Source organism: Microbulbifer variabilis, from assembly GCF_056232115.1.
Genome location: NZ_CP174325.1, coordinates 552,379 through 566,869, shown reverse-complemented (window position 1 = coordinate 566,869; position 14,491 = coordinate 552,379). Strand labels below are relative to the sequence as shown.

The 14,491-nt window shown below is 39.5% G+C and carries 9 protein-coding genes; 3 read left to right on the top strand and 6 right to left on the bottom strand.

Features of this window, described 5'->3' with window-relative positions; genetic code table 11:
• Nucleotides 1-692: 692 nt before the first annotated feature.
• Nucleotides 693-2,171 carry a MocR-like pyridoxine biosynthesis transcription factor PdxR gene (gene pdxR, locus ACJJI7_RS02440; RefSeq protein WP_444901029.1) on the bottom strand — a complete coding sequence of 493 codons (1,479 nt, stop codon included), beginning with the start codon at nt 2,169-2,171 and terminating at the stop codon, nt 693-695.
• Nucleotides 2,172-2,332: 161 nt separating this feature from the next.
• Complete coding sequence (gene pdxR, locus ACJJI7_RS02435) at nt 2,333-3,799, bottom strand: MocR-like pyridoxine biosynthesis transcription factor PdxR (protein ID WP_444901030.1); 1,467 nt, start codon at nt 3,797-3,799, stop codon at nt 2,333-2,335.
• A 274-nt stretch (nt 3,800-4,073) separates the two neighbouring features.
• On the opposite strand from pdxR (ACJJI7_RS02435), the gene ACJJI7_RS02430 reads away from it, so the two are divergent.
• Entirely contained in the window at nt 4,074-6,488 is a 2,415-nt protein-coding gene (locus ACJJI7_RS02430; RefSeq protein WP_444901031.1) for a ricin-type beta-trefoil lectin domain protein, read from the top strand.
• An 837-nt stretch (nt 6,489-7,325) separates the two neighbouring features.
• On the opposite strand, the gene ACJJI7_RS02425 is transcribed toward ACJJI7_RS02430, so the two are convergent.
• On the bottom strand, nt 7,326-8,738 hold the full coding sequence (locus ACJJI7_RS02425; RefSeq protein ID WP_444901032.1) for a hypothetical protein: 1,413 nt from the start codon (nt 8,736-8,738) through the stop codon (nt 7,326-7,328).
• Between the two features lie 243 nt (nt 8,739-8,981).
• Complete coding sequence (gene pdxR, locus ACJJI7_RS02420) at nt 8,982-10,433, bottom strand: MocR-like pyridoxine biosynthesis transcription factor PdxR (protein WP_444901033.1); 1,452 nt, start codon at nt 10,431-10,433, stop codon at nt 8,982-8,984.
• Nucleotides 10,434-10,537: 104 nt separating this feature from the next.
• Between pdxR (ACJJI7_RS02420) and ACJJI7_RS02415 the strand changes: the two genes are divergently transcribed.
• Nucleotides 10,538-11,149, top strand: coding sequence for a pyridoxamine 5'-phosphate oxidase family protein (locus tag ACJJI7_RS02415; protein WP_444901034.1), 612 nt, complete (start codon nt 10,538-10,540; stop codon nt 11,147-11,149).
• A gap of 402 nt (nt 11,150-11,551) precedes the next feature.
• Nucleotides 11,552-12,544: a right-handed parallel beta-helix repeat-containing protein gene (locus ACJJI7_RS02410; RefSeq protein WP_444901035.1), complete on the top strand. Its 993-nt coding sequence runs from the start codon at nt 11,552-11,554 to the stop codon at nt 12,542-12,544.
• 443 nt (nt 12,545-12,987) lie between these two features.
• Here the strand turns inward: ACJJI7_RS02410 and ACJJI7_RS02405 are convergent, their stop codons facing one another.
• On the bottom strand, nt 12,988-13,953 hold the full coding sequence (locus ACJJI7_RS02405; protein ID WP_444901036.1) for a S41 family peptidase: 966 nt from the start codon (nt 13,951-13,953) through the stop codon (nt 12,988-12,990).
• Nucleotides 13,950-14,411 carry a MarR family winged helix-turn-helix transcriptional regulator gene (locus ACJJI7_RS02400; RefSeq protein WP_444901037.1) on the bottom strand — a complete coding sequence of 154 codons (462 nt, stop codon included), beginning with the start codon at nt 14,409-14,411 and terminating at the stop codon, nt 13,950-13,952. The genes ACJJI7_RS02405 and ACJJI7_RS02400 overlap by 4 nt, the downstream gene beginning before the upstream one ends.
• Nucleotides 14,412-14,491: the final 80 nt, after the last annotated feature.

Below are 14,491 nucleotides of genomic sequence, written 5' to 3'. Positions count from 1 at the left end.
TTTATGGAGCTCTCCAATCGAATGCTAATTTATAGCAGTATTAAAAATATGCACTACCATTAATTAATAAACTTTAGAGATCTCTAATCTAGCCAATAACCATAAGAGTATTTCTCTAATTTTTTATAAAACTCATAGAGCTTGTTAATTGAGATGCTTTTCTCATTGTGGATAAATATTTCGGTAGTAGATGATTCATTATCACTTTATAGGCCTTGTGGTAGATCACTTTTCATACAGTTTGATTGTGGTTAGTCCGCCACATGCCAATTGGCCTTTAGTGTTATAAGAATTCTACATTTGAAAGGATAAATTTCTATAACTGGTACCATGTTTTTTTTGCAACTGGTATCATGATTATTTTAACTGGCCCTAAACTTTTTTTAAAACTGGTATTATTTTCTTAGTTATAATTTATTTGAAAGCAAATAAGTTTTATATATAAAATTAAGTAAGATTAAATAGGTCAAAACGTTATAGATAATTCTTACGCATTCAGTAATAAGTCATGGTTTTAAATTAAGAATATTGATAAGGATAATTTTGCATAAACTACAAGCAGAAGTAGTTTATGCAACATATACCTAGCTCAAATTGAATTCCGCGAGCATCATCAAAGAATGAGAAGTTTAAATCGTTTTTAAGAAGGTTTACTTATTCGGTAAAAATTAAAAGTTCATATAAAAAATTCTTCAATAGTTAAAGTCTTTAGAGTTGATTATTCTTTCTAGGCGCCTTGTAAAGGCTACACGCTGTAATTTTGTTGTGTTTGCACAACCAATTATTAAACCAGACTTTTCTATTTTTCCAAAGTAACATAATGAAAGTGCTGTGCTGCCAAATCCATACTTTGAAAGTTCCTCTACAATTTTTATATCATTCATACCTGGTGTGAGCAAAACAATAAACATTACTGAATCTTTTGAAATTATTTTAACCTGAGGAGTAAGATGTTCGTGAATGAGGCAACATAAATGGTTTAACTTATCAGTATACAGAGAGCGCATTTTCCGTATGTAACGTATAAAATGCCCTTCACTCATGAAATCAGCTAAGATTGCTTGATATAATAATGGGCAAGGTCCTTGGAGATTATTTTTTATGTTTATAAAAGCTGGTACCACAGGCTCGGGAACTACCAGATAAGCTAATCGTATACTGGGTATTAAAATTCTATCAAAACTACCCATATAAAGTGTTGGAGAATTTTTAATCAATCCTTGTAGAGGGGTTACTAAATTATTTCTTTTTGAAAATTCAATGTTATAATCATCCTCTAAAATCCAGCAGTTGTTCTTTGTAGCCCATTCAAGTAACTTAACCCTATTCTCATATTCCATTATACATCCTGTAGGATATTGGCGAGTAGGAGAAAGGTATAGAATTTTTCCCGATAATTTGTAATTTTTTATATCATCAGTATTTGTACATCCATTTTTTAGTTCGACCAAATTTATATTGGCGCCAAGCGCACTGAATACTTGATGTGCACGAGGATACCCAGGATTTTCAATAAGCACCGAATCTCCATGATTCAATATGACCTTTGAACACAGATTTACAGCTTCCATACACCCGTTTGTGATTATTACTTGATCCTTTGTACAGTGAACACCACGAGAAATACGCAAGTATTCCGCAATTTTCTCTCTTAGAGGAGCATAACCTCTTGGATCACCAAATCCACCTACGGAGATCCTGCCTTGATGCATCTGATATAATTTCTGCCATTTATCGTAAGGAAAAGTATTTTGATCGGGCAAACCTGGTGAAAAAGGAAGCGTACTACTCCAATGTGATTTAACCAAAGGCAATCTCTTCATTGACTCACCAAAACTTGATAAACCGGGAAGAGATTTAACATTACAATTAGTTACATTGACTTTTTGAATGTCTTCCCTTGATTTCTTATAGATTGTGATATTTGAATTTATAAAAATTCCTTTTTGAGCTTCGCTTACTAAAAACCCTTCCTTTTTCAATTTCTCTACTACTTGAATAATAGTATTTCGACTAACGTCCAGATATTTGGCCAAGACTCTTGAGGAAGGTAACCTGTTTCCTGGCAGCAGTTCACCATCTTCTATAAGCTTTACAATGAAATTATAAATTTGTTTTTGCAAAGGGTATTTTTGAGACAATATAAGATTAGTGAATTTTTTTAATTTCATTAAGGTTTAAACCAATTAAACATTTAATACAGCATCACAAGTGAATTTAAAGTGTATTTATAACAAAGAATGTAGCATAGAGAAATGAACAGTGAGTAAGTGCTAATAATTAAATGCATCTATTTGTGAAAAAAATTTATACCGAGTGGTTTCGCGTAAAATTAATTTTTAAAAATATTCTTTATGCAAGATATAAAGCGTTCTCTCTCGGATTTTGTCGAGTTAGCGCAATTGATTATTAAGCCAGATTTTTTATTTCCTGAATAATAATACGGGGAAATAGGCGTGCTTCCAAATCCGTATTTAGATAATTTTTCTGAGATCTCAACATCATCATGGTGTTTAAATTGAATTACAATATCCATTGGTGAGTTGCTGGAAATAATATTTACCGAGGTTATTAGTTCTCTACTAATAATGTTGCAAAAGTGATTACATTTTTCAAAGTAAGAATTACGCATCTCTCGTAAATGTTTTATATAGTGCCCTTCTTTTATGAAATCAGATAATACTGCTTGATATATGGAAGGAGACGGACCAGATATGTGTGCTTTTGCGTTTACAAAGGTTGATGCTACCTCCTTGGGGACAACAATATAACTTAAGCGTAAGGCAGGCATTAGAGTTCTACTAAATCCACCAGCATAGATTATAGGGGTATTTTCTTTTAAGCCTTGCAAGGTATCCCTACTCTTTCTGTTGAACAGAAATTCAGATTGATAATCATTTTCTATCACCCAGCAATTAGACTTTGTTATCCAATTTAATAAAGTATATCTTTCTTTAATGGGGATAACTCCTCCTAATGGATATTGATGATTCGGAGAAATATAGAGGAGCTTTACATTCATATTTTTCTTTGATAGATCTTCGATATCTATATACTTTTTCTTTAATGCTACTAACTCTATGTTTGCATTCATTGCATCAAATAAATGTCTTGCTCTTTTATAGCCTGGATTTTCCATTAGTACAGTATCACCAGGATCTAATAAGACCCTGCTGCACAAATTCAATGACTCAAGAGCACCACTGGTAATGATGACTTGACTTGGTATGCAATTTAAATCTCGATAACTACATAAATATTTGGATATTTGCTCCCTTAATGGTAAGTAGCCACTTGAGCAACTGAAATGATCAATTGAGATTTTTCCTATATTCTTTCGGTATAACTCATTCCATGCCCGGTTTGGGAATGCTTTTAGATCTGGCAACCCTGGTGAAAAAGGCAATGTTTCTGGCCAAGGCGAATTATTTATTGCTAATACATTTTGTGACTCACCATAGTTTGACAGGCTTGGCAAGTAGTTGGTGTTTTTTTTGAATTTTTCAACTCGAAATTTATATGGAATATCAAAAGCATAAGTAGGCAGCTTATCGGTAATAAATACTCCGCTACATGGTTTGCTAGTTAAAAAACCTTCTTTTTTTAATAGATCAATTACTCGAATAACAGTGCTACGGCTGATACATAAATATTCAGACATTTTTCTTGAAGATGGTAGTTTTGAACCTGTCTCCAGGCGGCCATTTACAATTCGCTCGAGCAAAGCATAATAAAGTTGTTCTTTGATCGGTTTTCTCTTGTCTATTAATAAATCATTAAAATCAGGTATGCTCATCATTGATAAATTTCAAAGAATAAAATTAATTTTATAGGATATCATTTATCCTCAAGCAGATTGTTAATCTGCCATGTTTGTCACTTAAAGGCTTGAGTGAGTGCTCACCATCTTTTTCTTGCCAAAAAGTATCATCTGTAACTAATTTATTAACAGTAATCTTGATAGATTTTTATTTGATACTGGACCTATATTTTTTTCAAAACTGGAACTTACGTTTCTAAAAATATCAGATTATCCTGATTTCTCCTTTAGAAAAATATAGGGTCAACGAGTTATGAAACCTTTAAAGGGAGCCGGGCTGATTGCGGCTATAGCCTTAGCAATTTCAAACCAGTCGGTAAATGCGACCGAATTATCTGGCGCATGTTACGATTATGCCACCAGAGAGGCTACATCAACTGTGGGATACGATGGGGCGGGTGTAGGGCTCGTTATGGCAGGTATGCTAATGGAGGAAGTTTTGGATGCTTCTCCTTTATCAGCATTATCTGCGGTATTTCCTTTTGCTTTTAAGGCTGCGGAAGGGCGGACATTTCAAGAAAGACCTGGAGCTGATCCGGAAATTGTGGGCTGTTTAGAACAGTTAAATTCACGTCTCCAATCATTAGAACTTAATGTTACCACTGACGCACAACAAACATTAGAATCTATTTTCGAAGATGCGAAAACTGAAATAGCAATTTTCAAAAGATACGAAAAGCATGTAGAGTTAGCTGAAAAATTAAAAGCCCTTTCAATCACTTGGTCTGGATATCTGGAAAACGAGCTTAATAAAGTGGACATCGGTGCCACAACTCCTGAATCTTATCGTGAACTGATTAATGAGCTCGTCCCTACATATGTTTCTCTTATCCAGTTAGAATTGCTTCATAGGCAAGAATACAATCGTTATTGTTACAATCGAGAAGAGTATCCAACCTGGAATAATATTGAACCGACGGAGATGATCTCTCAGGATATATTGTACTCGATTGAGATGCTGCAAGAAGATGTAGAAGATTATTTAAACATACCAGACGGTGACGAGAGTGACTGTAGGGCAGGATTTGATACCTATCAAGTTTATGATAAAATTATCACGGCTAATGAAAGTACTGATCACAATGCTTTGTTGAGTAAGGTCGGTATTAAAATTTCTGAAGGTGCTGTACCTGGCATGGCATCAGCTACTCTTGATTTTACAAATACGAAATTGAATGACTATAGACGGTCTCTTGTAACTGCTTGTAGCAATGGTTTATTTAGAGATGAATGGTTAAATGATTTCCGTAATTATTCAAATGATTCTATATGTAATGAAAATCGTGATATTTATCTAGATAGTCTTAATAATATCAGTTTATTTTCCAGCGAAGCTGAGCGTAACATGATTTTCAGAGATCTTGTGCATGTTGCAGATCAATGGGATCGTTACAATTTCGATATGCCGGAAGCAAAATTCCAAATTGCTGAGGATTCATTTGAATTTTTTAATGCGTATGCAGTAAAGAGTTTCGCTGGCGTAAGGCTTAGACATATGCCAACTGATGCATGTGTCAATTTAGATGGAAAAGTTGATAAATATTGTGATATAGAGGCTAATCATTTTATTCTATTGCCTTATGGTGATGGATATAAAATAACCAGGCTCAGTGATAATCGCAATTTTAAAGATAAAGGCGAGGATGCAGAAGGTTTTGTTATACGCAGTGGTTTGGGAGCAGATTCAGTATGGGAACTTTTTTCAGAGCCTCCAACCTGGTTTAATCCATACTTTGAATTTAAAAATGCGAATACGGGAAGGTGCCTGATTGTAAATGAAGCTGGATCTCTTGCTGCAGGCAATTGCGAAGATGGCTCCATCTGGGAGGTTGATGGTGTAAATATTCCCGATGAAGAGGCCTTCGTTCGTATCCGACATGCAGAAGCAGATGTATGCTTTGGAACATCAGGTGTAGTAGGTTGTGATGACAATGCTTTTCTCTATGAGCTGGCAAAATACAACGACGGGTACCGGATAACACGTAATGGTAGAAATTTAAAGGATAAAGAAGATGGAATAAGATTTGTAAGCGGGCTTGGTGATGTAGCCACATGGTATATGATGGATTTGGATACCAATGGTATTTTCCGTTTGCAAAATAAATATACTGGAAAGTGTCTTGACTATAATAGCGATAGTTCTAGCTTAGTTGCTGTTAACTGCGGATTGGTTCCATCTGAGACAGAGTTCTTCGCTTTAGAGACTGTCGATTTACCTAGCAAAGCCGATGGTGAGCTTATCGATATTAGTCCTTCAGGAATAACGGGAGGAGAGAATTTATGTTTAACTCATTATAGAGATAATCTAAGTGGTGAAGTTGATGCATTTAGGCTGGGTAGTTGCGCTTATGGATCCATAGCTGTAACGAAATATGAGGGTGGATACTTAATTTGGGATCGCATTGCGGATTCTTATATACAAGATTTGAATCAAGGCTTTGGGTATAACAGTTTGGGACTAAGTAATAATATAGAGAGCTCCACTACCTGGGATTTCATTGGTCCATATACCTTGTCTGATGGTGGTAGCTATTTTCAGATAAAAAATAGATCGACAGGCACTTGCTTGATTCCACAGACTAATCCATCCAGAACAGATACGATGCTTCTCGGTAAGGTAGAATGTGGAGATGATGCATCCAAAGTTTGGAGTTATACTACAAATTAAAATTTAGTGTAGAAACTTAATGCGCCCACATTGTGGGCGCATTTTTATTTCATAATTATGAAAATATATTTCAGAATTTCTTTAATGTAACTAACATATAGGTAATATGGTGAAAGCCCTTTAAGAAGATAAATAGCGATCCCACCTGACGGCTAAACGACGGCAATTTCCTAGCCATGTAAAAGCTTGCTCAACGCTTTCAATGTCACACATACCTTCTAAGCTTTCTGCCATCTTGTTTCGAAGGTTCCTTTTTATTCCTAAGATAAGGAAAAGTCAGGTAAATCCCACAACGGGGTAAACTGTCGCTTAACTGGTCTGAATTTGCGGCTTTGTCATGCTTCAGACGTTATTTTTTTAGATAACACCCGGTAGTGGTTGTTATAAATTTACTTCTGCTAGTGTGGCCGAAGTAATGACACCACTCAATGGAGTTCCTTCGCCATCAACTAATACCATCCACTTTATACCCTTGCCTAACCTGAATTTTTTCGAGTTCAGCTCGTCTTTTTTCTGAAGAAAAATCCCCCCCCCAAAAAAAAAGATTTCTTGCTGGTAAATCAGATTCTATCCTATCTACACTTAAAGTTGAGAATTTTATGTGTAAGCGTGCTTAAATAAATAGATTTCAGGCTTACATGCCATTAGCAATTTTTTCTGTGAGAAATAAATCTAAAAATGCGAAATGGTATCTTATGTGTCTGTCGGTTTTTTATAAAGAAAAAATTTTGATTTAAAAGCGGCGCAAAATAATTTGTTAGATGCTGGGGGATTTATGATTTTTATTGAGCATTGTTTTCGAGATGATAAGTGGGGTAGAGTCGGGCTGCTTAAAAATTAATGATATTTGCTATCTTTTCTATGCACATCTAATAATGTCAATGTATAAAATAAAGGAATCAGTGCGAGTGCTGCCAAGTGCAATGCTATTATATCGTTTTCTTTGCTGGATGGGCTCACTGAAAATACAATTATCTCCAGGATGAAAAATAGAATAAATAATAAACGTTTATCCAGACTGGATATGGATTCAAACACCTTGGAACCCAATAGCCAGTAACGCCAGGATTTGCATTTCAAAGCATCAAAAAGATAGTAGAGGCCACAAGTTAAGCTCACCAACGTTGTGAGTAGTAGCTCAAACACCCAGGCCGGGGGCTTGCCAGGGGCTGGGGGCCAAACATTGGTTACTCCGAATTCGGTAAAGGAGAGAATGGCGAATAGCCCAGTGGTCAATAGAACAATAGGAAAACGAAAAACTAATATGACCATGCAGATTGCAGCAGAGACTTCGAAAACCCTTTGAATGGGCATAAAAATATTGGCATGCTCTGCAACCCAGGCTAATGCGTTGCGAAACCATAACGGGGTGTTTCCGTATTCTACATAGGAGTTCACCAGTCCCCTATAGCCCTCTACGGTAAACCAGTTCAGTAAGCTGTCTTCATAAACCTGGAAAATCAACATAACACCAATGGTGATGGTGAACAGGTTAATCCAACGCCCTACCAGCAGATTGGATTGTTGTGTCTGTGCGACTACGCGATATCGGTCTAAAAATTTCGAAAGTATTGCTAGGACGGCAATGGTGATACTGGATAATAGGCTGGCTAGAAGTATGTGATTGCCACCATTGCGCGACATCAAAAATATCGCAAACAGCACGCTAGATACCACAATCACCCAGAGGCACCAGGACAAAAAGCTTATATCGGGTGCCAGAATACCGCCCAATAGACGCTGGTAATAGGGCGTTGGATGAGATGAGGGGTGATCGGATGGTTTCTGAATATTTGGGGTGAGGCCATAGCTGCTTACCGCTAAGACTAATGCATACAACGCCGGTGATAAAAATTCAAAGAACCAGCTATTTTCGCCCATATAAGTAAAGCCCCATAATACTATGAAGCTCACAAACATGAGTAGGGCGCCTAGGGGCATTAATATCCGCAATATTAAGAGTGCCCCGGCAAGTAGAATGGCAAAATGCAGTGAGTAGGTCAGGCTGGTGATGTGCGGCGTAAAAAATATGGCTAAAGATTGAATGGCTGTGGGGGCTTCTTCCGCTTGAATAAGCTGCTCTAATGCGGCTGCAAAGGCCTGCGGTGCCACCTCGCCATTAAGGTAGCGCGTAATGACCAGTTGGATACAGGCGGCGCCTAAAAAAAGGCTTATCATGGCTAGCCATGCAGTTGACGAGGTTGCCGTTTTTGTTTGGCTAGTATCTAAAGTTTGGCTGGAATTGTGCATAAACCCTAGCCTAGTTGAATTCGATTCCCATAGATCAATACTTGTGCCAAAAAAAGTTCGCTATTTCAGCGTGTATTCATCCCAGTTGTTGTCTTTATCGGCAATAGGAAAGTGTGGATAACTTCAGGCTAGGGTTGATCAGGCATATGCAGGGTGAGTGTGCATAGGAGGTGCACTAACAGTATTTTCTATTGGTCATAGCATAGAAATGCTGTTGCCAATAATAGTGATATTGAAAGTTTGCTAGCTGGATGAGTTTGTCAAAAAACGCTGCAGAAGATCTATACAGTCCTCTCGCTGCTGTTTACTGGTATTGGCGAACCCTAATACCAGGCCATGGTTCAAGGATTTGTCGGGATAGAAAAAAGAAAGTGGAGTGCTACCGATGCGGTGTTCGGCTAATTTCTTTGACAGTTCTAGGTCATTCCTGCCGGGCGTGGCGAGTACCACGTGCATTCCGGCACTACTTGCGATGAGTTGCGCCTGGGGTTCAAGTTTATGTCGTGCCAAATCGCAAAAATGCAGCCATTTTTCCCGATAGTTGATGCGCATTTTACGCAGGTGTCGTACGAAATGTCCCTCTTCAATAAAGTCGGCAACTATGGCTTGGGAAAGAAGGGGTGAGTGACCAGATAGCATCTCTTTGGCGTGGTTAAATACCTGTATCACTGATTTGGGAACCACCATATAGCCCAGACGAATACCGGGCTGAAGAGTTTTGCTAAAGCTGCCCATATAAAGTACAGGTGTGTCCTCCGCCATTCCTTGCAGCGCTGCCACGGGTTTGTGTACAAATGAGAATTCGCTGTCGTAGTCATCCTCCAATATCCAGGCTTCAGAGCTTGCTGCCCAGTCCAGCAGCCTTAAGCGGTCACTGGCAGGCATTACTCCACCCATCGGATATTGGTGTGTAGGGGTGGTATAGAGAAGCTTGGCGGTGTGATTGTGCTTTGTCAGTGATTCTACATCCAGAGAGCCATTTTTTAGTCCTGCCAAATGGAGGTCTGCACCGGCAGATTGAAAAGCGATGCGTGCCCGTCTGTAGCCGGGGTTTTCCATGGTTACGGTATCCCCCGGATTTAGTATGACTTGTGCACAGAGACTCAAGGACTCCTGGGCACCGTTAGTAATAATGATTTGCTCGGCGCTACAGCGGACTCCCCGGGAGTTACGTAAGTATTCTGCCAATGCCTGTCTTAATGGCTGATAGCCCTGACTGGGGCCATAGCCGATGAGTGCTGTTCTGTCTTGATGCCGCCGATAGAGGCGATTCCATAGATGAAAAGGAAAGCTGTCGAGATCCGGTAATCCCGGTGTAAAGGGCAATAGCTTCTCCCTGGCAAGCGGTGCATTTCTTAACGATTCCCCGAAAGTTGACAGCTGTGGCGGATGATCAGTATCCGATTGCCAGCTCATTCGCTGGGGGGCTTCCACATGTGGCGGCAGTGATGCACAGACAAACACGCCTTGACCAGATCTACTGGTGAGGAAGCCTTCGGCCTTTAACTGTTCCAATACCTGCGTAATGGTATTGCGACTCACTCCCAGAGACGCCGACATTCTGCGGGAAGATGGCAATTTACTGCCGGTGCTCAACCGACCACTGCAAATGCGCTGTACAAGCATTCGATACAGCTGGGCCTGTAGTGGTTGGGCCCGATCCAGGGTTAGGTCAGTGAAGTCTGGAACGCTCAAAACTGGCACCATGAAAGAGCAAAAACTGGACCTTTTCAGAGTACCAGTAACTTCTTAGATTGGCGACATAGATTAAATGAGCAGCGGTTAGTAAGGAGGTTTCTATGGACACTACCAATCATTTTGGCCCTGAGTTGCCTGCCACTGCAAAGAGCAAGATACGTCGGGCGGCAAAGAGAGCCAGCTATCAAGGGGAAGTTGTGTATCAGCTGGTAGATGAGCTAAAGCTCGGCCATGTTGGATTTATACAGAATGGGGAGGTGGTCATTATTCCATTGACTGTATGGCGGAAGAGAGACTTCCTGTATTTCCATGTGGCAAATAAAAGCCGTTTGCAGAAGCTGGTAGATGCGGGGGAAACAATCTGTATTTCATTTGCACAATACGATGAATGGGTGCTGGCAAAATCTGCTTTTCACCACAGTGCCAACTATCGCTCGGCAGTGTTGTTTTGCCGTGGGGAACGTGTGCATGACTCCCGGGAGTTCGATGAGGCTTTTAAAGTCATAATGAACGATATTGAGCCTGACCGATGGGAGCGGGTCCGCCCTCCCAACATCCAGGAACGCAAGGGCACAGCGCTAATGCGATTGACTATAGAGGAGGGCTCTTTTAAGAGCCGGAGTGGAGCGCCTACCGACAACAAGGAAGATCAGAGCTTAACCGTTTGGAGCGGAGTTAAGCCTGTTTGTCCATTTCGCCCGATGTCTATTTAAGGTTGGTAGCGTCAGTCACTAGACTCATGAGGAGTTACTCAGGCGGCGACTTTCTCTTTAGTTTACAAGGTAATTGTGATTACGAAAATATCTTAATTATCCCTAAATATGTAAGTTAAAAGCTCGAATTTAGGTTTTTGGCTGTTAGATACACCAGTTGGTGAGAAAATTTTATATATCTATTCTGTTGGTTAATTCCATTAAATTTATATTTTCATTTTTTTGATATTTAAATAATAGGTTTAATTGCGAAATGTAATTAACGCGACTTAGTAAATTTCTACTCGGTATTTAAATTGAGAGAATAAATTTTGATAGATTGATAATCTTTGTCAGCCGCTACGCTAAGTTTTTTATTTTATGGCGCGTACTTATCTCTCTAAATTGTAAAAGGACTTTATTATGAGCTCTAAATCAAGGTCGTTGTTAACATCTTCTATATTGACCTGTGGATTTTTCGCATCTTCATATGCTTTTTCTGTTGAATGTTACGATACTATCAATACCCCTACCTTGCTTGTGGAGGAGCTTAATTGCCCTCTCTCAGCCGCCAATCCTTATGCACTTACTATAGTTGGCCCATTTGGTAGTCTGCGTATGCTTGGCGCCGGGAAAGTTACTTGTACACCATTAAGTGGCGAAGGGGAAAGCGGAATACTTATTAAAGGGGTATCAGCAAGTATGATTAATGGGAAAATTGAATCTTGCCCAAATGGTGTCAGCGTGGCAGGCAAGGGCACTCATACCATTATCAATTCTGAAATAACAGATTTCATCGATAACGGAATTATAATTTCGAGCAGTTATAATTTTATTACAGGGAATGAAATAGTTGGACTTGGTGTTTCTGCCGGTGGAGCTGGAGTACTAGTTAACCCTCTAGCAGATTTTAACAATATCAACAATAACTACGTTAGTGCCACTGGTAGCGATGGGATACTTGTTGATGGGAAGTTTACAACCATAACAGTCAACCATATTGTGGGTACTGATGATGATGGGATCAGCCTAGGGGTAGATTCTGGTAGGGCAACAGTAACGGGTAATTTTGTTAGCCTTAATCGCAATGAAGGGATTCAAATGACGAGTGATCAAAATTTTATTTCTGGAAATGTTGTATTTGATAATGGGCTTGTCGGAATACTTATAGCTGGCAGTAGTACGAATAATGTAATCGAGAATAATAAAGTAAATGAGAATTTTGATGATGGTATAGCCATTTTTGGTGGAAGTATAGGTAATACCGTTAAAAATAATACAGCCATAGGGAATGGAGAGGATGATTTGCAGGATAACAATGAAAATGCGTTTTGCACCAATCAATTAAACACCTGGAGTAATAATGATGTGGGCGTTGATGGTACCTCTAATCCTGCATGCTTAAAAGATCTATAAGCCATTTAGACTCACCTGCTGGATATTTTTTATAAGAATCTGTCGGTGTGAGTCTAAATTGTTCTATATTAAAATGATAATTTTTATGAGTTGTCCGGGTAAGGATATTTTCATGGTTTTGCATAGAGTTGGTATATTTGCTGAAATCTTTAACGCTCTTACATCAGTCTCGATATATTGTAGGGTTAGAGTTTGAATTTTTTGTTGGTGCTGTATCTGGATATTGGTATCTCTTAAAAATGAAAATTTCCAATTTCTCAAAAGTTAGGTCTTTTTTGGGGCTGTGAGTTCTTGTGATCTATTTCTATGGTCAGGGGTTAGCGGACCATCTGTAGTTGAGCAAGTTTATTTTGTCGCATGGAGGCCATCAGTTCTTCAAATGCGGTGCTCTACAAAAGACGGTAACTTTTATTTGTTAAGCTTCACTGTACTGATTTATAAGTTTATTGGGAATTTAATTGCTTTTTAACAATACTTAAGGCGACTTTCAGGCTCTTCAGGTCGCTGGCTTCAATGTCTGGTTTTACGCCATATTTTTCCCAATTAACCGGGCCTTCAGTCAATGTAGAAACCGGGCGGCTACTGGGAATGCCGATCTCAAATCCGAAGGGTAGGGATTGGGGTGTATCCATCATGTGCGCCCCACCGGCGCTGGCAGTGCCGATAATTTTGGCTCTACCTAATTGCTGCAACGAGAATGCAACACTTTCAGCGGCGGAGAAGGAGCGGTCATTAATCAAGATCACCAGTGGTCTCTCCGTACCATAGGCTGGCCAGGGTAGAGTGGTGATACGACTTGGTTTTATTTTCTTTTCCCTGCTTTCTATTACAAAGGGGAGCGGCTTAGTGGTATCGATAAGGGATTCCAGAATAGCGCCTGCAGTATTTTCATCGCCTCCGCCATTGTTACGCAGGTCCAAAATTAGGCCATCACTATGTTGGATCAGTGTAAAAGCTGCCCCTAGGGTGGACTTGGCATTTTCAAAAGTATGGAAAGAGGAAAGGGATATATAGGCGATATTGCCAGATAGTATCTCGATTTTCTTCACTCCATAATTATTTTTTGGGGCTTCTATTCGCCATTGTTCTATCCAGTTATTTGACTCATCCTGGTCTCCAACATGTTCCAAGTAGAAGTGCTTGTCGCCGGATAACTCGCGGATTTTATCAGTGATTTTTTTGGAGAATATCTGGGTATTGTTGCAATACTGCTCTAATTCGGCGGAGTCTGCTAATTCAGCTATTTGTTTCGACAGGATATCAGCTTTATCTGCCAGTACGTATTTATCTCCGACAGCGGCAGATACCGCTTTGATGACTGAATTGGTATTGAACTGGCATTTTTCTTCAGCTTGGCCTGAATGGGCAGAGAATAGCAAGGGCAGGAAAAGCGCTATGACTGGCTTCATTGTTTCTTGATCTCCTCGGGTAATTGCCTCTGTATACGATCTTGAAAACGGCTTCTTTCCAGGGCGTTGATGGCAGTATCCAGCAAATCTGACAATGGCAGAGGTAGCTCTGCATTTAAGGACTTTTCTGCAGATACAGTGGCTTGCCAGTGAGCTTTCAAGCGCGGTAGAAGTAATGCGCCTTTGTGGGTCAGTCGAACTTTGCGCTCTCTCGCGTCTACTCCTTTCACTATTTCTACCAGCTCCTGTTTCACCATATCCTTAACGGTTTGGCTGACGGCAGGTTGGGACAGTTGAGCGCTGGCTACTATCTCGCCGATGGTAACGTCGCCTTTTTGCATTAGAGTGCGCATTACTGGGGTATACCGCGGTTTGTAATTTTCTATACCGCAGGCGCTATAGCTCTTACTGACATCGCCATCCAGTAGCTCAAGCAAATGTCTGAGGCGAGTTCCCAATTGGCTGTATTCCATAATTTAATATTTATATAAGTGATTATATAAGTGACTATATATTGTCTGGTGACAAATGCAACTAT